The organism is Pseudobdellovibrionaceae bacterium (genome assembly GCA_023898385.1).
GTDB lineage: Bacteria > Bdellovibrionota > Bdellovibrionia > Bdellovibrionales > UBA1609.
On record CP060220.1, the window covers coordinates 765647 to 789988 of the forward strand.

The window sequence follows — 24342 nt, forward strand, 5'->3', positions numbered from 1 at the left end:
AAAAGTCCAAAGGCAATAGTTGTTAAGGTGGCCATAGGTAAGGCTAGCTCCAGGTACGACATGCTTTAAAAGACGTGTGGTTTAGGATCGCAACGCCGTCGATAATTCAGCCAGCGGCAAGGTGACTTGTGTGCCCGATTCTAGATTTTTGATTTCCACTTGAGATTTGGCTAAATCCTCATCCGAAAAAATCACGGCCTTTTTTGCCTGCAAACGATCGGCTTTTTTTAGTCGCTTACTCATATTGCCACTGAGTACACACTCCACAATAAATTGATTCTCACGAAGGGTTTGCGCCAGTTTCAGACTTTCTTTTTCAGCCTGTTCTCCCAGCGGTATCAAGGCGATCAGCGGCTCAGCGTTGAGAGTGGGTTCATAGATAAGAGCCAGTCGCTCGATTCCAGAGGCCCAGCCTACGCCTGTGGTTGTTGGGCCACCCATTTGCTCCACTAGACCATCATAGCGACCGCCAGCAAGAACAGTGTCTTGGGCGCCTAAATTTTTTGCCTTAAACTCAAACACACAATGGCAATAATAATCCAATCCGCGCACCAGGCGTGGGTTTTTATTGTAGGGTATTTTTAGCAGATCAAGGCCTGCACACACTTCATCAAACATTTCTTTGGATTCTGCATTCAAAGAGTCATGGAGCCGCGGGGCTTTGCCTATGATGTCTTGGTCTTTTTCATCTTTGGAGTCCAAAATGCGCAGTGGATTGGTGCTGAGTCGTCGTTGACTGTCTTCGCTCAACTGAGTTTCATGTTGCTGGAGATAGTTCACAAGTTTTTCTCGATATTGCAGGCGGCTTTGGGTGTCGCCGATGGAGTTGATATCCAATGAGATTTGATCTTGTAAGCCCAATTCTTTTAAAAACAAAGCCGCCATGGCGATGACTTCGATGTCATCTCGCGGTTTATCTGCACCTAAGTGCTCCACGCCCACTTGATGAAATTGGCGAAGGCGCCCTTTTTGCGGTCGCTCATAGCGAAACATGGGACCATTGTAAAAAGCCTTAAATGGTAGCTGGCGAGTTAAACCATTTGAAATAAAAGCCCGCACAATAGGGGCCGTTCCCTCAGGGCGTAGAGTGATTTCTTCATTGCCCCGATCTACAAAAGTGTACATTTCTTTATGTACAATATCCGAGGTGTCGCCGAGTGTGCGTTTGAAAACTTGCGTGAACTCGAAAATCGGTGTGGTGATGCCTTGAAAGCCAAATCGCCGAGCGACCTCTTCAGCGATGCTTGTGATGTTTTGATGCTTTTTGTAGTCTTCGCCCCATAAATCATGGGTCCCGCGCGCGGGTTGTAGTTTGCTCATTAAAGATAACCTACGATAGGGTGCGAAGTGGCGCAAGCATTTGATGTTTCCGGGGTTGATCTTTACATGTACATCGGTGACCATAGTAAATTATGTCCAGTATTGTCTTTGATATCAGTCCAAAAATCAGCGCAAGAACAGCCGTTTTTCCAGGGGACCAGCCCTTCACCCAAGCGTCCTCCTTGAGTTTTGCCTCGGGGGATCACTTAGAGTTATCGTCGATCAAAACCACTTTGCATATTGGGGCCCATGCCGACGCCCCCAGTCACTACATGGCTGGCGGTGCGCCCATTGATCGAAGAAGCCTTGACTATTACATGGGTCCTTGTCAGGTGGTGCAATGGGCAGAGCCTGTAGTTGGTAGAATCACTCTGAAACACTGGGGAGATCGTTCGGTGTTGGCGCCCCGAGTGTTATTTGCAACAAGATCTTTTTTAAACCCGGATCAATGGAGCAATGAGTTTGCATCACTCTCACCAGAGTTGATCAACTACCTGGCCGAACGCGAAGTGATCACAGTAGGTATAGATACGCCTTCGATTGATCCAGCTGAGGCAAAAGATCTGATCAGTCATCAAGCGGTGGCGGCAAATGACATGGCCATTTTAGAAGGACTCATTCTAAAGAGTGTGCCAGAGGGTGTTTATGATTTGATCGCCTTACCACTAAAAATTGAAGGGGCCGATGCTTCTCCCGTTCGCGCTATTCTTGTGGCAGATGGGAATTATAGTAAAACCCCAGTTGCGCCTTAACATCTTTTGGTAGTTCAGGCAGTTTTGATTTCGGTATAAAAAAAGTGGTCAACTGAAAAAAATCGCTGAAAACTTTGTGGCGTTCTGCTGTGGCCTGGAGATAATCGCTGCCTGAAGATCCGCCGGTCCCAATTTTAGCGCCCAACATGCGGCGAGCCATGAGCGCGTGCCGGTATCTCCAACTGGTCATGTTCTCGTCAATATCTTGAAGAGCGGTGATTAATGAAAATGGAATCTGAAAAATGGGTTGGTGGCGATAGAGCTGAATAAGTAGGGCGGCTCTTGTCGCTTTATGCGAAAGCCTCCAAGTGCCTTGCTGCCTCTGCTGTTCATAGAGTTTTTCATCGAAAAGGGCTGCGAATTTGCCCTCTGATTGTTCTATAGAGGCTACACCGCGCTTTTTATCTTCGTCTGATAAAAAGGGGTTTTGCTTCAAAGCGTCCCGCTCTTGCTGAAACATAGATCCGACGGCTTCTCGATAACGGCCCCAAAAATCAAACTGACCAATTTCTAAAAAGGGAGTGCGCTCAAGCCAGCGTTCGATGCAGTCAAAGAGTGAACTTTGCTCTTCAAGTTCTGAAATGCCTTGCTGTTGGTCAGGACGTAGGTGTTCTGTGTAGCGGGTGTTATTGTAAGAGAGGCGTTGGTTAGGCATTAAACCCAATTTATTTTCAAGAACCCGAAACTGTGCGCTTTGAAAACCACTGGCCGGATATAACAAATCACGAAAATCAAGAAAATCTAGGGGCGTCATTGTTTCTATAATAGACACCTGTTCAAACAGCAGCCTCTGAATCTCGATCACTCGATGTAGGCGGGAGACTGCCGTGCCCATATCTTGTTCATCCACGGTGGGTTGATTGAAACAACTTAAAATGGAGTCCACTTCGTGCAGAATCTGTTTAAACCAGAGTTCATAGGCTTGATGAACGACAATAAAAAGCATCTCATCATGGGCCGGTCGACCATCTTCAGCACTTCGAGGCGTTTGACTTGAAAGTATTTGATCGAGCTTCAAGTAGTCATGGTAGTTGATGGGTTTATAGCTCATAGTTTTTTCACCTCGTTTATGGTTTGAATAAAGCTTTCAATGTCATCAAGGGTCGTATCAAAGCTGATCATAAGTCGCGCGATCCAGGTTTTCTCATCCCAAATATAAAAAAAATGTCTATCCCGCAAAGGTTTCGTCCATGCCTGTGGGAATTTCATAAAAACTGAGTTGGCTTGTACGGGATGGACCACTTCGACGCCATCTATATCCTTTAGGCGTGTGGCCAACTCAAGGGCCTTGCTGTGACCCTCACGCGCGATCTGTTTCCAGAGTTCTTCAGGGCCCAGCAGTTGCAAGAATTGGGCGGCCAGAAATCGCATTTTTGAAGGGAGCTGCATTTGCTGTTTTCGAACGTATTTGAAATCTTTTTTGGCCTGGTCGTTAAATAAAATCACCATTTCCCCAAAAAGCAGACCATTTTTGGTGCCGCCAAAAGACAGGGCGTCTACGCCCACATCAGCGGTGAGTTCTTTAAATGTGGCATTTAATGCTTCCGCCGCATAGATAAAGCGGGCTCCATCCACATGAAAAAATAAACCATGTTGTTTGGCACACTGACTAAGAGCTAGCATTTCTTCTTTAGAGTAAAGGGTTCCCAACTCTGTAGGTTGAGTGATGGAGATGGCTTTAACTTGCGAGAAGTGTTGGTCGCCCTTTCGAATCAACGTTTCTTCAACTTGGGCGGGTGTCAGTTTTCCGTGTTCGGTGGGGACAGCAATCAGTTTGCATCCAATATTCGCCTCAGGAGCACCACACTCGTCCACGTTTAAATGGGAGTCCGTGGTGCACACTATACTGTGGTGACTGCTGACCAATGACTTTATCGCTAAAACGTTGGCGGCTGTGCCATTGAAAACCATGTGAGCTTCAGCCGTGGAGCCAAACAGTTTTTCCACAAGCTTATAGAGCTCATGACTCAGTGGATCTGTTCCATAGCTGGGAGAGTGGCCTGAGTTGATGTGAACAAGGGATTCCATAATGGCTGGATGCACACCCGCATGGTTGTCGCTGCCAAATCCCTTGGTGGCATTAGGTTCACTCATGTTTGCCTTCAATGGATCTCAAATAAACATGCATGATTTGAGCGGCCAGTTTCGCTGTCTGTCCATCGAAGTCCAAAGGCGGAGAGACCTCATAAATACCTAATAGGGGTACATGCAACCGGGAGACCAGCAAATGAAATAGTGGCATAAAGTCATTAACGCCAAAGCCTGTGGGCCAGGACTGACTGCAGCCCATGGCGGCCGTGGAGGTGAAACCATCAATATCCACACTGATAAAAGTAGGTCGGCCTTGCCAAAGTTTTTCGCCTAAGGCCCGCGTGACGTAAACATTGAATGACTCACCCGAAAGTAAAATGTCTTCTTGTGAAATAATCTGTCCGCCACGATCGAGTACCCATTGCCAGTGAGTTTTACTGTTGCAGTGGGGTTGAACGCCGATTTCAACAAAGTCAAAATTGCTAAAATGAGACAGTAGGCGGTAAAAGGGAGTGCCGCTAGAGAGCTTTTCTTCACTGGGCCTTACATCTAAGTGTGCATCAAAATTAATAACCAGGGGTTTTTGTCCCAAATCTTTGCACCAATTCAAAAAGGCAGCGCCATCTGGATAACCATAATCATGACCGCCCCCCAGGCCCACATAGTGATGAGACGAACGCAAGGCCGAAAGAGCCGTTTCTTCAGCCACCTTGTGTCGGTCAGAAAGCGAAAATTCTGAAACGTTGAGATTTCCAATATCATAAAGACCAAGATGAGGATCGCGATGAGGTGATGGGGTCATGCGATAAAAAAAGTTTCGAATTGAGTCGGGCCCTTTGCGGGCACCGAGCCGCCCACCATTAATCTGAATGCCTTCATCGTCCGGGTAGCCAGAAATAACCAGACCCGGTTTGTTGGCACTAAGCGCTGCCACTTTAGTAGAGCGAACCAAGTCGCCCAGTCGAGGATCCAATTTATCGTTTCGGCTAAAAAACAAAGTGGGATTAGATGGTGTAAACAAAGTGCGTCGCCTCATTGGATTGTGAGATGGAAACAGTCATCGCCCCATTTGAAGGCGTCCGCGGGAGGTGTGCCACGGGTGGGCACGAGTGGCCGCATGTCGTCTTCGGATTGCGTCACTAACGTGCCGCAACCCGGATACGCCATGCACATCGTGAACCCGTGGCACACCTCCCGCGGACGCCTTCAAATGGGGCGATGACTGTTTCCACATGGTGTATCGGTCGTTAAAGGAAATTTTACTTGAAAAGGCAATTTAAAAACGTGTGTCTTCGTTAGTGAAATGTGGGTTTTGTTGGGTTATGTTGTAAGGGTAGGCGGCGCCTTGACGCGCTTGGTAAATTTTGTCTTTTTGGGAGGATGTTTTGGCTCACATTCAATGTTCGATGGTGATCCCTGGCGAACGCAGCGAGGTGTTTCAGTACGTTACGGCGTTGGAAAACCAACCCTTACTTCTTGAAGACACCATTGAGGCGGAAAATCTCAATGGCGATCGCATACTGGAAAAAGATGCGGAGTACAGTTTTTTGATGTGTCGCATGCATTTTTCGCAGCCGGTGCGACTTTATGTGACAGAATTTATTCCCGGTGATGTGTTGACCTACCGGCAGACCGAGGGTCTGTTTGAAAAGTGGGTTCACACGATGAAGTTCACAACTCATGGCCCAGGTGAAACTTTGGTCACTGATTTGGTCGAATACGCGGTGCCCATGGGAATATTAGGGAATTTAGCTGATGATTTGTTTATTCGTAAAGATATGGGACGGGTGCTAAAGGCTCGACTCGCTCATGCAGCAGAGTATTTTGAGCGACGCCGGGATGCGAGAGAAATGCAACAAAACTTGGGCAGTGCGGAGAGCGGTTGATTTTACCTGCCGCCATTGATAGCGTGGGACAAATTATTTCTGAAGGAGAACCGTCATGGCTTTTGAACTACCTGCACTTCCATTTGAAAAAAACGCACTAGAACCCCATATTTCTCAAGAAACCATCGAGTATCACTACGGCAAACATCATAATGCCTACGTCACTAAACTAAATAGTCTGATCGAAGGAACAGAATTTGCCAACGCTTCACTAGAGGACATCATTAAAAAATCCAGTGGCGGCATCTTTAATAACGCCGCTCAGGTGTGGAACCACACGTTCTACTGGCATTGTTTAAGCCCCAAAGGGGGAGGTCAGCCCACAGGTGATTTGGCCGCGGCTATCGATAAGACGTGGGGATCTTTTGATAAATTTAAAGAAGAGTTCACAAATACAGCAGCTACACTTTTTGGCTCAGGCTGGGCCTGGCTTGTTAAAAAGCCTAACGGCACTCTCGCGCTTGAGCAAACCAGTAACGCCGGGTGTCCGTTGACCACTGATAGCAAGCCACTAATGACATGTGATGTGTGGGAACATGCCTACTACGTGGACTATCGGAATGCGCGCCCCCAGTATCTTGAGGCTTTCTGGAAACTCGTGAACTGGGATTTTGTGGCAAAGAATTTTAAGTGATCTAGGTAGAGAGACCAGAGCTTGAAATACGGATAGGTTCCGGCCACAAAAAATAGATAAAATCGAAGAGTCCACCCAGGCCAGGGCTTGAGGTGAGGGGGGACAAGTGCATCCACGCTGCCCTCCCGATGTGCATGGCGTATCCGGGTTGCGGCACGTTAGTGACGCAATCCGAAGACGACATGCGGCCACTCGGGCCGGCAGCGTGGATGCACTTGTCCCCCCTCACCTCAAGCCCTGGCCTGGGTGGCCGGTCTGTCACTGAATCGAATGTGTCATTATCTCTGGTTTTTTCTACACGACATTTCTAAATTTAAGTTCTGCTTGTAGGGCTTTTAGCTGGTCCAAGGGGAGACTTCCGACGCCATCGATGAGAATCTTGGTCAAGGCCTCTTTGTGGTCAATATGTTCCCAGGATGTCATTCTGTCGTAAAAGTTGGCCACAGCGGCGGCTGTCACTAAAGGGTCGAGTTGGTTGCCTGTGGTCTTTTTGGGGAAACCACTTCCGTCCACGCGTTCTTCATGTTGCAGCACAACGCTCAATGTAATTTGGTCCACGTGGGCAAGGTCTTTTAAAATGCGAGCTCCTTCGGTCGGGTGCTTTAAATAACTGGATCGCTCTTGTGGGTTGAGTTGGTTCACCGGGCGATCCACCTGCAAATTGGACCTGTGGTGAGCGATGTCGTGAATTGTGCAGCCGACCAAGAAGGCATCAATGAGAGGGGCTTTTGCTTTTGTCAGTCCTGTTTTGTGGGCAATACCGAGAGCGAGGGCGGCCACGTTGATACCATGCTGGGCATAATTGCAATAGGCGTTGGGAATAGACAGCAAGCAGGCCACGGATTCTTGCTCGGTCATTAAGAAATCCGCAAATTGCCGTACCGAATCTTTGAGGGCCACGTAAAACCCGGGGTTGCCGGGTTCGTCGAGCACTTCTTCCACTGTGGCTTGCAGAGCTCCTTGAATGATTTCTGTTCGAATTTGAATGGGTTTGTCGAGGTTTGATTCATACGCTTGTGTGACGTTTCTTGATAGGTAGTCGCGGTAGGATTGTTTGTCAGTGTTCGGAATGTACATGCGATCGAGTTTTTTCTTTTGCAGGCGGGCTAGACGCTCTCCCTCAAAGCTGTCGCCTTTTCGGCAGTACAAAATAAATTTTCCTGCAACTCGCACGTAAGCATCAAACGGAATGGGAAGGTCCCCGCGTAACGTGCTCACTCGAATGGACATGTAATCACTTGGGTTCATCGCATCGTCCTTAGTAAATTGTGTCTTTTTTTGGCGATAATCGCAATGATTAAAGGACTAGGTCTGATTTTATTGGTGGGTATTTGCGGGTCAAAGCTGGTCTAGGGTCCATTGGGCCAGGTCGCCGAGACGAGGGTGATCAACAAGAGCGACAACATCGGCTCTTAACGCCGCAAGCTTGTGGTTTGCTGTAATGATTAGCGCATTTCTTTTTAGCCCCACGCCGCCGGCTCGCAAGAGGGGGCTGCCGTGTAGTTTTTTTTGTATTTGTTTGTTTGAAGTGCTGAGGATCCAGTGGAGTTCATCGATAAGATCGATATCATTGGCCAAAAGCTTTGGCACCATGGCCTGCATTTCTGATTTGCCAAAGGCCTTTTCATTCCAGGGGCAAACGGTTTGACAAATATCACATCCAAATAGCCAATCGCCAATGTGAGGTCGAAGCGCCAACGGGGGGTTGGATTTACTCTCTATGGTCCAATAAGAAATACACTTGGTGGCATCGAGTTTTTTGGCTTCAACAAGAGCCTGAGTGGGGCAGGCATCTATACAGCGAGTGCAGGTGCCACAGCGATCAGGGTGGAGGGCCACAGCGGAAGATCCTAACTCAAAAGTCGCTGGTGGTAACGAGCAATAAATTTCACCAATAAAAAATAAGCTTCCATTTTTTTGATCAATTAAACAGGTGTTTTTTCCCACCCAGCCCAACCCGGCTCGATAGGCCAAGTCTCTTTCAAGCACCGGGCCTGAGTCTGTGATGGCTAAAAATTCATGATCTGAAAATTCGTCTTTTAACGCCAAGGCCAAGGCTTGCAACTGCTTCTTGAACCAATGGTGATAGTCTTCGCCTCGAGCATACAGGGCCACGCGGCTTTTTTTAATAGGTGTGGAGGTCGGGTGGGGGTGAGGAAGGTAGTCTATAGCCACAACTATGGCGGATTGAGCGGACGGCAGCACCCGATGGGCCTCTTGTTTTTGTTGAACGTGTGTCTCTAAGTAGGCCATTTCGCCATGGTATTGATCTTTTATCCACTGGCGGTAGTGCTCCATGGATAGGGGGGCTGTCAGTGCGGCAAAACCAAAGCGCTGAAAGCCAAAGTTTTTGATCTGTTGTTCGATTCGTGATTTCATAGCGCCAGGTGGTTAATGTGAAACTTCTCTCAGCTTTTGAAAATCATAAACAATGGCCTCATGTCAAAGAAGTGGCTGAAAAACTTATTAATAACGGTTTTAAAGCCTTTCTGGCCGGTGGTTGTGTACGTGATGCCATAATAGGACGAGTGCCAAAGGATTTTGATATTGCCACTGATGCCCCTCCAACAGCTGTGGAGGGTTTTTTTGAAAAGACCATACCCGTGGGGCGAGAGTTTGGAATTGTGATTGTGCCGTTTTCGGGATTTCAGGTGGAGGTGGCCACATTCAGAAAAGATGGGGCCTATGTGGACGGCAGGCACCCTGAAGCTGTGACCTTTAGCTCACCCCAAGAAGATGCGGCTCGCAGAGATTTTACTGTGAACGCTTTATTCTACGATATTCAATCCAATGCCGTCATTGATCACGTGGGTGGTCTGCAAGATATAAAAGACAAATCTCTACGGGCCGTGGGCGATCCTTGTCGTCGGTTTGATGAGGATAAGTTGCGTTTAATGCGTGCCGTGCGTTTTAGTGGTGAACTGAATTTCTCGTTGGCTCCGGCCACTTATTTGGCACTTTGCGAGAGGGCCGAATCGATTCAGGCGGTTTCCGTAGAGCGTATTTTTTCTGAAATGAATCGAATATGGCTCAGTGAAAATCCGGTGAAAGGATTCAATGGATTGTTTGAAACTGGTCTATTGCAGGTGCTGATGCCGGAATTATTTCTGAACAAAGACCAAAGTGATGCAGTCTCCTGCGGTCAAAAGTTCAAAGTGATGCTCAATGGTTTTATGCAGCGAAAAGTTAATGCCATTGAGTCCTACTGGGCTGGATTATTTTTGTCATTCAATGTGAGTGATGCCAAGGCCCACGATTGTCTGATGGAATGGCACGGTCCGCGGCAACTGGCGGACGATGTGACTTGGTTGGTGCAACACTATCATTCACTGATAGCGATTTTTACCAAGCATCCGGCTAAGGCTTTGCGTTTACTGGGACATGGGATGGGTGTTTATTTATTGGACCTTCTTCAGTTTAAATCGATAATAGAAAGAGGTGACACCTCGTCATTGGAGTCTTTGGTGATAGCTTACAACCAAATCTGTGACTCACAAGGCCTGCTGCCTGCGGCCTGGGTCAAGGGGAAGGATGTTTTAAACTTAGGCCTAGCGCCCGGCAAAAGTGTGGGAGAGCTTGTGGAGGCCGCCTATGATCGGCAGTTACTCGGTGAGAGTTTAAATCGAAAAGAATTGTTAGAATGGTTAATGAGTGAAGTGTCCCGTCGAGGACTTTCCTAGACCATCAAGGCTTCCGAGTACAAGGCCATAAAAAATTGAAAAATCGCCGTAAGCATTTTTATCAAATCCTTTATAGAGGCCAGTCACAAATGAAATGGGTAAGTGAAATCCAGCTTGCATGTTCAGGTGCATTTCTAGGCCCGTGGACCAAAAAGAAGAGTCAAATTGATTCCTTTGGTAGGCGCCTCCGCCAAGCGGGCGACTGAGTGCCGCGCCATCTACGGAGATGCCATCAACAAATACCGATGCGGTCAGGTCATTGACGAACAAGGGAAACAATCCTCGACCCTGATAAATATCAAAAACGGGAAAGCTGTAACTGAGGCTGGTGTTGACTAGGGATTTTCCAATGAAGGCGCCACTAGGATAGCCGCGCATCAAATATGAACTATTAATCAGGCTTGCCACATAGTTGACGCCAGAGGTTTTGTCTCCTAGCTCGACCAGATCTTGCGTTTGAATTTCAGGGGCAAACGTCCCTTTGAGTTGCCAGCCAATACTGTGCTGGGGTCTGAGGCCTCGAGTCCATTCATATTGCAAGCTGCCGCTGGTTTTGTTGTATGTTCGAAAATTTGGTCCACCATCGTAAAAATAAGACAGCCATTCAAGGCGCGATAAAAAGTGATTGTCTTTATAGCCTCCTTCGGGTCGCTCGCTATTTGTGGAGTCATTATAGCTCACGCTGATCAGAGAACCCCACCTTTCAATGGGAGTGCCCTCAAAACTTCCGGATTGGCTAGAGATGCTACCCAGGTTCATGATCCATTGGTTGTTTTCCGCTAAAAAGAATCCGGCTCCCACCTGACCCGAGCGACTGGTGAGAAGCGCCCCGCTGGGGAAGTAGTCGTTGTACTCCACGTAACTCATATACAACGACGTGGGCAGGGATCGGTTGGTGAAAGACACCGCGTAAGAGGGCAGTTGTGTCACTGTGTCGTAACCGAGGTTTAAGGTGTAACTGTTTACACCTGCGGGGTCTGAACCCGTGGTGAGTGCTTGAATCAAAACGCCATCTTCCATGGGATAAATAAAGGGAATCCAATATTTGGGAAGCAGATACCCAAGAGGAGAGTAATCTTTCTTTTTCATTGAGATTGACTTTAAGGGTTTTTCTGAAACTTCAGGCCAATAGGGTTTCACCACGGGATCAAGCTGTGGAGGATGTTCTATGGCCAGTGGTTTGGACTTGAGCTTTAACCCTTGGCTGGTGAGCTCACTAGCATAAATGGTTTGAGTTTTTGTATCCAGATCGCCACTTGTGACTTGGGTCAAGGTGTTGGTTAGGGGCTGGGCTTTTTCGTAGGGAAACTTTGATAGAAAAAGATTTTCAGCCCCCGTTTGTCCGCTGACAAAAACAAGGCCACTGGATGTGAGGCGGGGCATCTTTGCCGGCCGGTAGGTCGGCAAAAGAGACTTGATTTTGCCGCTATTCATATCAAGAGCATAGAGCATTTCTGGTGTGCCGGGGCTTTTCTTTGAAAAGGCCACAGTGTTTTTATCTAAAAACTCAGGCCTTGAAAGTCGAGTGCCAGATTCGGGCTTGTAGATGATTCGGGTCTGACGGGAGGGAAGAGACATCAGAGCGAGCTCACTTTTATTGGGGCCCATTTTTATAAACGCAAGGCGGTCACCTTCTGGAGAAAAGGCGGGCTCATGAGCTCGGAGTCCCTTTGTGATGCGCCGAACTTGTTTTGTCTTTAGATCATAGAAAAATAAATCACGATAACTGTTGTAGTGGTTGACCGTGTTGAGTTGATCAAACACAAACCCGCTGCTGTCGGGCTTCCAACTGGCTCTTAAAAACCCATACCCGCGATGCACGACCTCACTTTTGCCATGTGCAAAGGTGGGCGTTCCCTCAAGGTTATTTTCTTTTTTGATCAACCGCAATTGCCCCTGTTGTTTTGGCACAAAACCTGGAAACACCAGCCATTGACCGTCGGGGCTAACGGATGGGCTATGTTGTCCGGCACCGGCCAGATTCATAGAGACTAAGGGGATAGAGCGCTTGTCTTGAATGGATTTTATCTGCTCGCTCGCATCACTTGTGAGGCGCTGATACAGTGAAAGACGAAGCTGTTCGTATGTTTTATCTGTGATCTTTAAAGCCGGCTCGTCTAAAAGAAACAGTGGGATTCGTCGTGAGTAGTGCTGATTGATTTTTTCAAAAATGGCCGGATCATTTGATCGCGCCATCTCCGTCCACATCAAAGAACCATAAAAATAAGGTCGGCTTCCGAAGGGCCATCGGGGAATGCTTGAAGGATTTATTTGATCTAAAGTTTCTTTTGAAAGTTGGTTTTCGTGCACAAGGGCCCTGATGGCCGCATGCACGTAGTCGGAGCGCAGACGCCCGCCATCACTCAGGCGAGTTTCCATTTCAACGGCCAGTCCCTCCATGTACCATCGTGGCAAGACGGCGTTGGGGCGCACCACGTTTCCAAAAATGTATTTGAAAGGAACGTAGAATCCATGCACGGGTTGAAAATTCAAAATATGAGTGTACTCATGAATCATTAGCTCCTCGGCCCAAGAGTCGAAATCGCCGATGGAGCTAATGGGGTCTGGCAAAACCGTATGAGCCACAATGATGGGCTCAGGCACAAAAGTGGCCATGCCGTTGGCCGAGTCCGTTGAGCTATCTAGCAAGACCAGCGTTTTTTGAGGGGCTTCCTTGAATATAGGCAAAAGCCGCGTGCGAGCGACCTCGGAAGCCACGGCGTATTCGCGAGCGGCCTCAGGATAGCGCTGGTCGTAAATGATTTGAAAATGGTCTGTTTCTAATACTTCCCATTTAATACGAGGGTCGCTGGCCTGTGCAAATGGATACGACAAAACACACGCCAGCCCAAAAAGAAGGCCTAAATAGCGCATCACTGAGACTTGCGATGTGTTTTGGCTTTAGTTCCAGAATGGTTTTTCCAGTTAAACTCTTCGCCGGCAATATAGCGGTTTTTCCAGTTCTCCCAAGTTTGTTTGCCCAGCTCGTGTCGAACCTGCCCATCTTTGTCGAAAATCTTCGGGCTCTTGCCAAAAATAAAATCCAAAACTTTACTCATGGATGTACCGCCTTGTTAGTTGCTCCAGTTAGTGATTTCTAATGATTGGCTCTGGGGACTCACCCCCGTGAGAGTGCCCACGGGCTCAGGATAGCTGTATCGATTGTTGTTGTCCGTGTCCACAAAGGCACAAAGCGTATAGGTATCATTGGGAAGAAATCCAATATCCTGCCCCTCGCTCTGCCACTCAGTGGGGCCAATTTCGCCAATAAGAACTGAGGAAGAAGGTGAAAAAGAAGTGGTGGTTCCCCAGGCTGAAAACACATCGTCCATAATAAACAATGACTCAAGTTGCAAAAATACACTTTCGCAATCAGCAGAGGCGTGTCCATGCCAGCCCACATAGACTTTTAATGTGGGGTTGCTCACGGGGTCACAATCATTGTTTTGACTGATGTCGCATTGAAAATACACGGCCGGAAGTGCCACCAGTGACGAAGATCCACCTGAGGCGCCATCAAAACAACCTGTGAGAGTGAAAACGGAAAATAAAAACAGCCAATGAATGAGTTTCATTGGCTTTAGGTTTACCGAGAAATGGCTAAGGCGTCACCCAGTATCTTCGCCTGAGGTGACGCCGGACTCAGTTGACAGTCTGAGTTATCGACGACCGCCATGGCCGCCACGGCCATCGCGTCCACCTCGGCCAGGTCCGCGGCCTCGATCATCGCGGTCACGATCCCAGCGATTGGGGACATCAATAAACAAAGTGACACTATCTACTTTAATGTTACCAACAAGATCAATTTGCCAGGGCCCCGTGCGCCACTGGTCCCAGTTACGTAAGAAAACGGTGTCATAACTCCAGCGACTATTGTCGTAATAGTTGCCCTTATTGTCGATGGTAGCCCAGGATTGATCATTGTGGCCCACAGTCAATGTGGCACGGCCATGACCCATTCGACTTTTTGCAACAAGGCGAACAGATTCAAGCTTAGCCGAACCGTTTTTGATCATATCAATGAGGCGATGGCGATAGCCATGTTGTTGCTCGGCTTTGGCTTTTAAAAATAAGACATCAGGTCTATACGGACCAGCTTGAAATTCTTGTCCGCGGTAATCCAACTCAAGAGTTTCAATGTCGGCCTGCGCCGTAGCAGCAGCTAAACTGACCACTAAAGATGCGGCCATGCAAAAGCGAGATAGTGTAGACGTTCTTTGTAACATAAGAGTTCCCCTCGTTTATGTGGTTGAAGTGACAAATTGCTTGTCGAAGAACTCATTGAGCACGGATTGTGCCAAGGCGAGGAGTTGATATTTTTAATTTCAAGCTAAGACTGGGGTCAAAGCGACACAGAACAAAAGGGTTTCGGTTAATAGTAGGGACAGAAGGTGACCGAAAATATCTTTCGGTCACATTCCTAAATGTTCACACATGAATCAATAATCAAAGCGGCTTGAGCATCATCGGGGAGTTCGCCTCGCTTTTGCACAAAAAGATCAATTCGGCGATCAAAGCATTCTTCAGAAGCGGTAGAGCGGGCTGCATTTTTATTGGGGCCATCTGTTTTAATGGTACCAATATCACCGGCTTGATATTGAAAGGTGGCTGTTTCAGAGGCCGCAGCAACGCCAATATGGCCTATAAGGATAAATATGATAGCGGCAAATAGGGCTGCAAAAAGTTTCATTTCTCCCTCCCGGAGTATTGTTTAACCAGGTAAAGAGCAAATAAAGAGCCAGTGCCACTTTGAAGGGTTCACGTAAGTTGCGGAAAACATTACGAAAATAGATGCTTGGTCAGGGGAGAGGTCATTTAGAAGGGGCCTTCAGCTCAAAAGGCCCCAATTCGTCACAGGGGTGTTCAGCCTTAAAACAGGCCCCGGCCTCTCTCTTTTTTTGTCGATCTAGGAGTGAGCTAAAATGTATCTGTGGTTGAGATCCCCCATTTTCTGGAGGATTTTCAGGGCGACGTATTGCATATCCTTATACCCATAGGCCTAGCGCTTATTATCAGGTGTAGCCCTTTAACAAGAAATTCCAATACATAAACGGAATAAAATGCCGTTTCAGTTGGTACATGCTCCAGCGTTCTTTGGCCTGGTTGAATGGAAAGGTTTCCATCACTTCACCGTCGTAGCCAAACTCAGCCAAAATGCAACGGCTTCGGCTAGTGATTAGGGGGCATGAGGCATAGCCATCATATTTGGCTGTGGGCTCAAGGCCATCAACCACCCGCATAAGGTTATCAAAAGCTACGGGGGCCTGACTGCGAATGGCAGCTCCGGTGCGCGAAGTGGGGAGGCTACTGGCATCGCCTAAGCAAAAGATATTTTTGAATCGTGGGTGTTGAAGTGTGTATTTGTCGGCTTCGGCCCAGCCGCCTTCTTTGGCAGCGATGGGACTGTTTTTAATAAAGTCGGGCGGGCCCATGGGAGGTGTGACATGAAGCATGTCATAATCCATGGTCACAAGTTCTCCGGTGTCGAGATTTTTAAATGTAGCCTTCTTGTTGGGGCCGTCCACTTTTACAAGATCGTGTTTAAACAAGGTTTTAATATCTCGTGAATCTACTACTTTTTCTAAAGCCTCACGATATTTGGGCACGCCGAAGATAGCGCCGCCGGCCGAGACAAACATGACTTCCGATTTGTCACGCACACCCGACATACGGAAATACTCTTCTGCCAAATACATCACCTTCTGCGGAGCCCCAGCACATTTCACAGGGGTGCTCGGCATGGTGAAAATCGCTCTTCCGCCTTTAAAGTTTTTCTCAAGCTCCCAGGTGTAGTTTACAGACTCAAAGGCGTAATTGCTGCACACGCCATTTTTACCTAAAGTTTCAGAAAGTCCTTCCACCAAGTTCCAGTTGATCTGAAGTCCTGGGGCAACAATCAGGTAGTCGTACTCCACGCGAGTGCCACCGGCAGTCATCACATAATTGTCGTCAGGAAAAAACTCAGTGACCCGGTCTTTCACCCATTCAACATTGTCAGGTATATAATCGGCCTGATCCCGAACAGATTTTTCGCGTTCAACGATGCCGCCACTCACAAGAGTCCAAAGAGGCTGGTAGTAATGTTTCTCTGATGGTTCAATGATGGCAATCTTATCGCCACCCATGCGCCGAGCAATCATTGCACAAACGGTGATGCCACCTGTTCCCGCACCAATAATCACAAACTGTCGTTTAACTGTACCCATGATGTCATCCTTTGCCAATATTTGAACCCAGAAGGAAGAGACAAGCCTCCTCAAGGAGAGGGGCACAGCTTCATCCACGCTGCCCTCCCGATGTGCATGGCGTATCCGGGTTGCGGCACAAAGTGACGCAATCCGAAGACGACATGCGGCCACTCGGGCCGGCAGCGTGGATGAAGCTGTGCCCCTCTCCTTGAGGAGGCTTGTCTCTTCCGTTCCCTCGTCTACAAAGCTATACTCTAATGATATTCCGATGATGGCAATATGGGTGAGGTTACTGGTGCGACATGTTGGGGGTGCGATTGTGCGCCGCGCGGTGAAAAGGTGTCGTCCTGTGGGTATATCTTCGCCATGTCAATTTCTGAGCGGCAACAATCCTTAGTGCAAGAGTTTAAAGATCTTCCCAATTGGGAGGAGCGTTACAAACGTATTATTGAAATCGGTAAAGAAGCTGAGCCTTTGTCTGATGAAGACAAGATCGATGAAAATCTTGTGAAGGGCTGCCAATCTCAGGTGTGGGTGACTGCCGAACTAGAAGGCAACAAAGTGTTTTATGCCGGCGATAGCGATGCGTTAATAGTGCGGGGCTTGGTGGCTTTGCTTATGCGGCTTTACTCAGGGGCCACGCCGGATGAAATTTTAGGTACAGATCCAGAGTTTATTTCTGCTTTAGGTTTTGAGCGTCAGCTAACGCCGAGCCGGGCCAAAGGGTTGCATGCCATGATCAAGCAGATCAAATATTACGCCCTCGCCTTTAAAGCCATTCAGCAACGCCAACAAGCGTAGTTGTTTAACTGATTGTGGCGTAGACACGGTGGGTGTCGTCGTTGTCTTCCAGGGCTTCTAGAAAGTCGATCACCTCTTGTTTTTGTTCTTCATTGATCTCAGAAAAGTTTTTTGGTCGATACCCGAGTTCGGCCTTTGTAATGTCCCAGCCTCTCTCAGTTAGCGCTGTGCGAATGGTATCTAGGTCTGACACCTCACCATAAAAAGCAAATGTGCTATCGCCATTGTCTTCCACATCATTGGCGCCGGCTTCAATGGCTTCCTCTTCGGGGTCGGAGATGTTGTCGTGAGACCCCTCGATGATGCTCACCCGATCAAACATCCACTGCACACTACCGCTTTCGCCCATTCGTCCGCCTTTTTTATTGAAGATGGTTCGAAGGTCAGAAATGGTGCGGTTTTTATTGTCGGTTTGGCATTCGATGATAACGCCCACATTGTGTGGGGCATGGCCCTCGTAGGTGAGCTCTTCAATGATAGTGCCGTCGTCCAATTGACCAGAACCCTTTTTTATGGCCCGTTCGATGGTGTCTTTTGGGCACGATGCGGCGCGAGCCACATTCACAGCGAGTTTCAAGCGAGCATTAGAGTCTGGATCAGGGCCGCCAAGCTTTGCTGCCACTGCAATTTCTTTGGCAAATTTAGTGAACAATTGACCTTTTTTTGCAGCTTGCGCCGCTTTCATTGGATTTTTCCAGCTCTTACCCATGGTTGTTATCCCTCATGTACGTATTGGATTAGTGGCGCCATTTTTACGATAAAATGGGTGTCTGGCAAGTGCCGGGTTTTAAAAATTTTCGCCAGGCAATAGGTAACGCCAATGGCCCGGGCGTAGGCCGCCAAGCGATATTTGGCCAATGCGAATGCGTTTAAGGGCAATCACTTTGAGATCAACCAGTTCGCACATGCGACGGATCTGTCGTTTTCGACCTTCTTTTAAAATAAACCGGAGCCGTCCTGGTCCCGCTTTTGTGACTTTTGCTTGTTTTAAGGCTCGATGATCAAGGTGAAGGCCTGAACACAATAGATTGAGTTTTTCTTGCGTGATCTTGCCGTCCACTCGCACCAGGTATTCTTTTTCGATCAAAGAATTTTCGCCGATCAGTTGTTTAGCGATGCGCCCATCTTGCGTGAGTACGAGAAGTCCCGTGGAGTCAATGTCTAGGCGGCCAGCGGGCGCCATGGACTTTTTCTGCTCGGGCGTAAATTTCAACGGACTTTTGTTGCGAAGTTGGTTGTTGGCTTGAATTAAATCCAAAGCTTGTGGGTAGTTGTCTTCATTCGGCGACGACGTGTAGCCGATGGGTTTATTGAGAATCACAGTGGCTTTAAGCGAGCTTGTTTTTTGAGCCTCAGCGCTAAGTGATATTTTGGCATCACGAGGAACTTTAGTGCCCAATGTGGAGCATTGTTCTCCATTTACAAACACCCAGCCTTTAGTGATATAGGCATCGGCCTCTCTTCGTGAGCACAAGCCCTGTTCGGACATTAACTTTGATAGGCGAACCATAGACCGAAGTTCAGACATAAAAAAAACCGTGCGCAAAGTGGGTTTGAAGGTTACCATGAGATTTAAAGGAGCCTATTTTGGCAAAACGATCCCATAAAAAAGCCAACTTTTTTGATAAGATGGAAGCCATGAGTGCCGGTGCTTTTTTTATTGGTGTATTGATTGTTGTGGCCATGCTCGTTTATATGCTCTTTTTCTTCTGACAGGTGTAATAACTGTTTTTTGCCGTCTCTCTTACGGTGACATCATTTAAAATGGGGCCAAGTTCGGAGTCTTTTAAAAGGTCAAAGAACTTCTGCGCGAGCACTTCACCTGTAGTGTGTTCAAAGTGATCGTTTAAATAGGATTTATCATACGGGGCAATTAAGATCCGCTCCACAATGCCATTCATGTATTTGCGGTCTACACTTAGCCCGCTTTCTTGGTGGATCGAGTCTTCAATAGTGACTTCAATTAAATAGTGATGTCCGTGATCACCGAATCGGTCGGGTAGAAGCTCAGGAAAGGGCAGTTTGTGTACGCATCTCATTTTGTAGGTTTGAGTGAGGCGAACTTTTTCTGGCATTAGAGATCCGCTCCGTAATCAACCCAAACATCGTCACCCTCATAGACCCGCACCTTTAACAGCTGTAAGGACGTTGGTTTAAGGCTTTCAGAAATTCTCTCAAAGCAATAAACGGCGATGTTTTCAAGGGTGGGTACGGTATTAAAAAAATATGGCACGTCCTTATTAAGGAAGCGATGATCGAGGGGTTTGACCGCCTCTTTTAAAATTTGATCAAAGTCAGCCATATTAATAATCATGCCCGTGACCGGGTCAATGGCGCCTTCCACGTAAGCCTCGAGCGCAAAGTTGTGACCCATGCCGTGGGGTGAGTAGAGATCGCCGTAAATTTCTTGGTTTTTTTGTTCAGACCATTGGGGCTGATAGTATTGGTGAGCAGAGCTAAAATACACCCTTCGGGAGAGCCGAGCTTTGGGTGTGGAATCGGGCGTTTTCATAGGTCAAAGGTGTAACATAACAATTGATTGACCACAACTGCACTGACTCCACAAATAGGAAACCCCCACAGATTGTTTAATCAGTGAGGGTCAAAACATAAGGAAATCTGGTAATTAGGCGGCTGTTTTATGCCGTCGAGAGAAGGCCTGGTATTTTTTATCAAAATCACTGGGCTTTTCACCCTTACGATTAATGAGTCCTTCTTTGAACCAAAGAAAATGTTCGTCACAAAAGCCAGCCCGTTTGGGCTTTTTTCCGCATTGTGAAACTGGGCATTGCTGAGGCAATTGCACCACATTGTTACTTCCGCCTGAATTTTTCGGTCCGTTATTATCTGCCATATAGGCCCCCTTATTCCCGTGATGATCTGCAGGGCTAAGTTCCAGTGAGTCATTAAAATACTCACGCCCGCAGGGCCGGCCAAAACATCAGGCCGACAAAGGACCTATCGGCCTTAGTGGAGGCAGACTTTAGGGGCGGCAGCGGATTTTTTTCTGGCTCCGCGAGACTGTTTCAAATTGAGATCTGGTAATAGGTATCCGCCAAAAGGTATCGGATTCCCTTTGGTAGCAATGGTGCGTCACTTGAGTGACGCACCATTGCTACCAAAGGGAATCCGATACCTTTTGGCGGATACCTTTTTAGTAAATCAATACGCGATGGTTGCTCGTGTCTGATACATACAAACGGCAGCCGTCCCAGTAAACAAAGTGCGGACCCCATAGCGTGTTTGCAGCAGCCGTCGAGCAATTGCATTGGTTGTGATTGCCCGTACCGCCACCGGGTTGACCAATGATGATATCTGCATCTGTGCCGGGCGAAGGTAAAGAGTTAAATATCAATATACGATCGTTATTGCGATCCACCACGAGCAGTCGTGTTCCATCGTAGAAGCTACTGATCGGGTCGTCCATTTGGTTGGCGGCATTCCCGTAGCTTCCGCCAACGACAAGGTCAGGGTCCACACCCGTGGACAGTGAGTTGATGTCATTGTAAACGAGAACCCTGTTATTATAGAGGTCCGTCGCGAACAATTTGGTCCCATCTGAAAAAACCCCTAAAGGTGCATCCATTTTATTGTCTGCGCTACCAAAGCTTGTCGTCAGAAAATCAGGTTGGCCTAGTGCAGTTTCTGCACTCATTCCCGTTGCGAAGCTACTTTTGTCGTAAACCACCACTCTGTTGTTATTCACGTCGGTGGCAAAATACTTATTGCCTCCAAAAGCGGGTTGACTTGAATTTTTTATTGTATTTGCTCCTGCAGTGCCACCTTGATTGCTGCTCCCAGAAACGAGGTCGGGCTGGCCCAGGGCGTGAGTGGCCGCCGAAAGATTTGACAGAGGCCAGAAGCTAATTCGGTTGTTGGACCACTCAGACACCATCAGGTAGTTGTCATCCACGGCAACGCCCTGAACGCCCGCAAACTGAGTGGCGGATGTGCCGCTGCTTGCGGTGACAAAATCAGGTTGCCCCACCACAGCATCGGCCGCCGCGCCGTCAGTTGTAGGGATTGTGTTATAAATCAAAACTCTATGGTTACCGCTGTCACCCACATACAGTTTGCCATCTTTAACCCAAACCCCTAAAGGTGACTTCAATGTGTTTGCGGCTGCAGTGCCGCCTTGGTTTGCTGAAGAGTTAACGAAATTTGTTTGTCCAATTACAGTACGGGCACTCATATTTGTCGCAAATACGGTTGGCCCGCCCGGACAACTCGGAGGTGGTGACGCTGCCGCAATTGAATATTCAACTAAGAACACTTGACCATCAATTGTGATCTGGATTTGTCCGTTTCCTGATAATGCAGCAGAAATACTAATTGAAAGTGAATCTGGTGCCACTGTTATGGAGGCAGGTCCGCTGATAACTTCCCAAAGTATAGAGTCGGGATTCAGCGAGTCGCCGTTGCTGTCAGTAATGTTAATGAAAAAATCTTCGGCCTGACCCACTTCGCCGGTAATCTCACTCACTGTGCTCCCTGCGCCGCCGCCATCAGTAGAGATTGAAATGTTTTTGTTTTTTGGTGCAATTTGAACGCTTCCGCTAATTGTACTCTCACCCAGACGGCAGGACACAACGGCCATCGCCAATGCGATCAAACTCGTAGCCAAAATACTTCGATTTACATTTGGTAACGTTCCATTTTTGTAGGGCGACATTTTGCCTCCATATTAAGCACTCCATTAAAATTGATATACTTAGTATCGTCTGATGCGGTGAATAACTTTAGTTATTTTTGCTGTACTTGTTAAAAAATTTTAGAAATGTCCGGTTTTTTTGGCCTTTTCCCAAGTTGAAATGTCCCCTTTTCTCAGTCTGACACATTGTGCGTGTTTCGTTTTGAGCCATTCTTAAATTCTGTTAGTTTTTTACACTCAATCACCTCATGTGGGATTGCCTCTCTGGTTTTTTCGTGAACCACGCTCAAGGTGCCATCGGTGTGGATGCTGACCTCCACTTTTGCCTTTGCCCAGTTGGCTCTGTGAGCGGCTGGCAGGAGTTGGATTTTATAAAGGCCCTTTCGAGCAATGATGTTATCTGGCCGTACTGTACTTGTGTATTTAGCGCAGAGGATGTTCCGTAAGCACTTGGGGTCAAAGAGCTCTACAAAGGCTTTCCTGGGGCTTTTTAGGCGCCTTCCTGAAGCGCTTCCTGAAGTCAGGTAAAAATACACGTCTTCGATAAATACGTTTGCAACGTCGATGTTTTTATTTTTCGAAGCCTGAGCTCTGAGATCAGTCGATCTTGAAAAGTCCTGTTCATTCTCTCAACGCGACCCTTAGCGGGGGCCGAGTGTGCTGCTATGAACTCGACTCCCCAGCTCATCAAGGGCTCTGCCGATTTGGGTGAGGACTTTTTGTCTTCCTTTGGATCTTCGAAGTACGACTTGTGAGTACCTACCTTCACTCCTTGTCCTGAGTAGTGGAACCAACTGGCCTTGTCCGTGTAGATGGCCATAGGAAGGCCATAAGTTCTAAACACATGTTCGAGGGCCTTGAAGTTAGGCATACAACGTCCCGTCATGCTCAAAGAACTGTGCATAGAGCGGGTCTGAGGTGTTGCATCATCGACAATCACGATTAGTTGTAGCTCCCGGCCTGTGCCCAGCCAGTCGTGCGGTGATGTGTCTTGTTGCAAAGCTCGCCGGCACTCTCACGTCTCGGGCGCCTTTTTGCGGTGCCAGCTTCCTGGGACGATGCATTTTCTTGTCAGTGAGGTTTCCACTGCGCAGTATTTTTTCGCACCGACTCAACGCTGATCTTTATTCCTCCACTTCATTGAGCTTCTCAGTAAAGTGAGTGAAGTTAAGATTTGCTTTCTGGTACTGATTTACCCACAAAGACTTGACCCTCTCCACCTTCTCTGGAGATATAGCGTTGTTGCTTGTACGACCGACAAGACCGTGCACAACACCTTTGGCGCCTTGAAGACGTACGAGGTCTTCAAGGCGTCGTACCTGCCTTGTTGACAACCCCAATACCTCTGCGGCTTCTTTCTGACGCATGCGTTTATCCATCACGTCTTTTATCACTCTGAATTTTTTCACCTCTGCCCCCGTTAATCTAAGCCGTTTAGCACCCATTTAAGCCCCCTCATGGTGAGAGAGCTTAATAAATCACCACTAAGTCACTGTAATGACTCAATGTAGAAAAGCGGACATTTCTACTTTGTGAAAAAAGCGGACACTTTAACTTTGTCGGAACAGTTATTTTTGCTGTACTGCTCGTTTTTTATGCATCAATTTGAGAATAGCTGCGCCATTGTTGTGGGTCGAAGCTTAAGCCCAATTGGGCGTCTCAAACAGCGACAGTTTTTATGAATTCACCGTAACTGTTGAATAGTGCTAGAGTATTTTTGAGTTTTACACCTTATTGTCTGGATTGAAGTGATGACTAAGACAGCCCGTCTAAAACAACTACGTGAGTTGCGAAGAATAGCAAGAACTCGCGGTGGTCGGTTATTAACAAAAGAGTATGCAAACGGTCGAACAAAGATGTTATGGCGGTGCGAGGCTCGTCATGAGTGGTTGGCGACACCAGAGAACATTAAGCAAGGCAGTTGGTGTAGGCGATGTTATTTTAAGCGTCGTGGTGAGGAGCTTCGAGGCGACATTACAATACAAAGGGCTCGGGCCAAGGCACATAAAGGGCTTTGTTTATCTAGAATCTACATCGATGCCCATACGATGCTTAAGTGGAAGTGTTTATGGGGTCACATGTTTTTATGACCCCAGCCAATGTTAGCCAAGGCAAGTGGTGTCCCATCTGTCGAAGGCGAGAGGGGCTTTAAAAAGAGAAAGGCCACAGTCAAGGAGATCAGAAAGCTTGCCAAAGATCACAATGCCAAGCTTTTATCAAAGTCCTACGAGCATATAGACGCGCCACTTGATTGGCAGTGTTTAAAGTGTAAGTGCAAGTGGCAAAGAAGTCTTCACAATGCCAAGCGAACGAAATGGTGTCCTCGGTGTTTAAAAGAACACCAAGCTCAGTTGAAAGCTCCATCGAGTCGTCGAAGAAAGGTTGTTCGCAAGAGTGAT

General features: G+C 47.6%; 26 protein-coding genes. 6 read left to right on the plus strand and 20 right to left on the minus strand.

The annotated features are described in order from the left end of the window. Positions 1-81: 81 nt before the first annotated feature. The gene (locus tag H6626_03235) at positions 82-1320 is read right to left on the minus strand and encodes a histidine--tRNA ligase (GenBank protein ID USN48116.1); all 1239 of its coding nucleotides are present in this window, start codon (positions 1318-1320) and stop codon (positions 82-84) included. Between the two features lie 89 nt (positions 1321-1409). Here H6626_03235 and H6626_03240 point away from each other — a divergent pair, with 89 nt between their 5' ends. After that, positions 1410-2072, plus strand: a complete 663-nt coding sequence (locus H6626_03240; GenBank protein ID USN48942.1) for a cyclase family protein — start codon at positions 1410-1412, stop codon at positions 2070-2072. On the opposite strand, the gene H6626_03245 is transcribed toward H6626_03240, so the two are convergent. The 3 genes from H6626_03245 to H6626_03255 are packed head-to-tail and all read right to left on the minus strand — an operon-like array spanning position 2023 to position 5124. Then, a complete protein-coding gene (locus H6626_03245) occupies positions 2023-3123 on the minus strand; it encodes a tryptophan 2,3-dioxygenase (protein ID USN48117.1) in 1101 nt (366 codons plus the stop codon). The two genes, H6626_03240 and H6626_03245, sit on opposite strands and share 50 nt — an antisense overlap. After that, positions 3120-4166 (minus strand): aminotransferase class V-fold PLP-dependent enzyme, encoded by a 1047-nt coding sequence (locus H6626_03250; protein ID USN48118.1) that lies wholly within the window; start codon positions 4164-4166, stop codon positions 3120-3122. Before H6626_03250 ends, H6626_03245 begins: the two co-directional genes overlap by 4 nt. Then, positions 4159-5124, minus strand: coding sequence for a formimidoylglutamase (locus tag H6626_03255; protein ID USN48119.1), 966 nt, complete (start codon positions 5122-5124; stop codon positions 4159-4161). The genes H6626_03250 and H6626_03255 overlap by 8 nt, the downstream gene beginning before the upstream one ends. Before the next feature lie 364 nt (positions 5125-5488). Here H6626_03255 and H6626_03260 point away from each other — a divergent pair, with 364 nt between their 5' ends. Together H6626_03260 and H6626_03265 are read left to right on the plus strand one after the other, a co-directional pair. Further along, entirely contained in the window at positions 5489-5989 is a 501-nt protein-coding gene (locus H6626_03260; protein ID USN48120.1) for a hypothetical protein, read from the plus strand. A gap of 55 nt (positions 5990-6044) precedes the next feature. Then, on the plus strand, positions 6045-6623 hold the full coding sequence (locus H6626_03265) for a superoxide dismutase [Fe] (protein USN48121.1): 579 nt from the start codon (positions 6045-6047) through the stop codon (positions 6621-6623). 294 nt (positions 6624-6917) lie between these two features. Here the strand turns inward: H6626_03265 and H6626_03270 are convergent, their stop codons facing one another. Together H6626_03270 and queG are read right to left on the minus strand one after the other, a co-directional pair. After that, the gene (locus H6626_03270) at positions 6918-7871 is read right to left on the minus strand and encodes an HD domain-containing protein (protein ID USN48122.1); all 954 of its coding nucleotides are present in this window, start codon (positions 7869-7871) and stop codon (positions 6918-6920) included. 90 nt (positions 7872-7961) lie between these two features. Continuing rightward, positions 7962-9002: a tRNA epoxyqueuosine(34) reductase QueG gene (gene queG / locus H6626_03275; protein USN48123.1), complete on the minus strand. Its 1041-nt coding sequence runs from the start codon at positions 9000-9002 to the stop codon at positions 7962-7964. A gap of 17 nt (positions 9003-9019) precedes the next feature. On the opposite strand from queG, the gene H6626_03280 reads away from it, so the two are divergent. Beyond that, the gene (locus H6626_03280) at positions 9020-10303 is read left to right on the plus strand and encodes a CCA tRNA nucleotidyltransferase (protein USN48124.1); all 1284 of its coding nucleotides are present in this window, start codon (positions 9020-9022) and stop codon (positions 10301-10303) included. On the opposite strand, the gene H6626_03285 is transcribed toward H6626_03280, so the two are convergent. The 6 genes from H6626_03285 to H6626_03310 all read right to left on the minus strand — a co-directional run bounded on the left by H6626_03285 (position 10268) and on the right by H6626_03310 (position 16509). Continuing rightward, positions 10268-13138, minus strand: coding sequence for a PD40 domain-containing protein (locus tag H6626_03285; protein ID USN48125.1), 2871 nt, complete (start codon positions 13136-13138; stop codon positions 10268-10270). The genes H6626_03280 and H6626_03285 overlap by 36 nt on opposite strands. 38 nt (positions 13139-13176) lie before the next feature. Then, positions 13177-13362 carry a hypothetical protein gene (locus H6626_03290; GenBank protein USN48126.1) on the minus strand — a complete coding sequence of 62 codons (186 nt, stop codon included), beginning with the start codon at positions 13360-13362 and terminating at the stop codon, positions 13177-13179. A gap of 15 nt (positions 13363-13377) precedes the next feature. Continuing rightward, positions 13378-13878, minus strand: coding sequence for a hypothetical protein (locus H6626_03295; GenBank protein USN48127.1), 501 nt, complete (start codon positions 13876-13878; stop codon positions 13378-13380). Positions 13879-13962: 84 nt separating this feature from the next. Further along, positions 13963-14529: a hypothetical protein gene (locus tag H6626_03300; protein ID USN48128.1), complete on the minus strand. Its 567-nt coding sequence runs from the start codon at positions 14527-14529 to the stop codon at positions 13963-13965. Between the two features lie 194 nt (positions 14530-14723). Next, positions 14724-14993, minus strand: a complete 270-nt coding sequence (locus H6626_03305) for a hypothetical protein (GenBank protein USN48129.1) — start codon at positions 14991-14993, stop codon at positions 14724-14726. Between the two features lie 322 nt (positions 14994-15315). Continuing rightward, positions 15316-16509, minus strand: coding sequence for an NAD(P)/FAD-dependent oxidoreductase (locus H6626_03310; protein USN48130.1), 1194 nt, complete (start codon positions 16507-16509; stop codon positions 15316-15318). A gap of 348 nt (positions 16510-16857) precedes the next feature. Between H6626_03310 and H6626_03315 the strand changes: the two genes are divergently transcribed. Then, on the plus strand, positions 16858-17292 hold the full coding sequence (locus H6626_03315; GenBank protein ID USN48943.1) for a SufE family protein: 435 nt from the start codon (positions 16858-16860) through the stop codon (positions 17290-17292). Between the two features lie 4 nt (positions 17293-17296). Here the strand turns inward: H6626_03315 and H6626_03320 are convergent, their stop codons facing one another. From H6626_03320 to H6626_03355, 8 genes are all read right to left on the minus strand, one after another. Next, positions 17297-18001, minus strand: coding sequence for a YebC/PmpR family DNA-binding transcriptional regulator (locus H6626_03320; protein USN48131.1), 705 nt, complete (start codon positions 17999-18001; stop codon positions 17297-17299). Positions 18002-18079: 78 nt separating this feature from the next. Further along, entirely contained in the window at positions 18080-18820 is a 741-nt protein-coding gene (locus H6626_03325) for an rRNA pseudouridine synthase (protein USN48132.1), read from the minus strand. 163 nt (positions 18821-18983) lie between these two features. Then, positions 18984-19367: a 6-carboxytetrahydropterin synthase gene (locus H6626_03330; GenBank protein USN48133.1), complete on the minus strand. Its 384-nt coding sequence runs from the start codon at positions 19365-19367 to the stop codon at positions 18984-18986. Next, positions 19367-19804, minus strand: a complete 438-nt coding sequence (locus H6626_03335) for a 6-carboxytetrahydropterin synthase (GenBank protein USN48134.1) — start codon at positions 19802-19804, stop codon at positions 19367-19369. The genes H6626_03330 and H6626_03335 overlap by 1 nt, the downstream gene beginning before the upstream one ends. Positions 19805-19918: 114 nt before the next feature. Then, positions 19919-20146 carry a hypothetical protein gene (locus H6626_03340; GenBank protein USN48135.1) on the minus strand — a complete coding sequence of 76 codons (228 nt, stop codon included), beginning with the start codon at positions 20144-20146 and terminating at the stop codon, positions 19919-19921. A 300-nt stretch (positions 20147-20446) separates the two neighbouring features. After that, positions 20447-21964, minus strand: a complete 1518-nt coding sequence (locus H6626_03345) for an NHL repeat-containing protein (GenBank protein ID USN48136.1) — start codon at positions 21962-21964, stop codon at positions 20447-20449. A 499-nt stretch (positions 21965-22463) separates the two neighbouring features. Beyond that, complete coding sequence (locus tag H6626_03350; protein ID USN48137.1) at positions 22464-22814, minus strand: hypothetical protein; 351 nt, start codon at positions 22812-22814, stop codon at positions 22464-22466. Between the two features lie 253 nt (positions 22815-23067). Next, on the minus strand, positions 23068-23388 hold the full coding sequence (locus H6626_03355) for a helix-turn-helix domain-containing protein (GenBank protein USN48138.1): 321 nt from the start codon (positions 23386-23388) through the stop codon (positions 23068-23070). Positions 23389-23694: 306 nt separating this feature from the next. On the opposite strand from H6626_03355, the gene H6626_03360 reads away from it, so the two are divergent. Next, positions 23695-24033, plus strand: a complete 339-nt coding sequence (locus tag H6626_03360; protein ID USN48139.1) for a hypothetical protein — start codon at positions 23695-23697, stop codon at positions 24031-24033. Positions 24034-24342 lie beyond the last annotated feature (309 nt).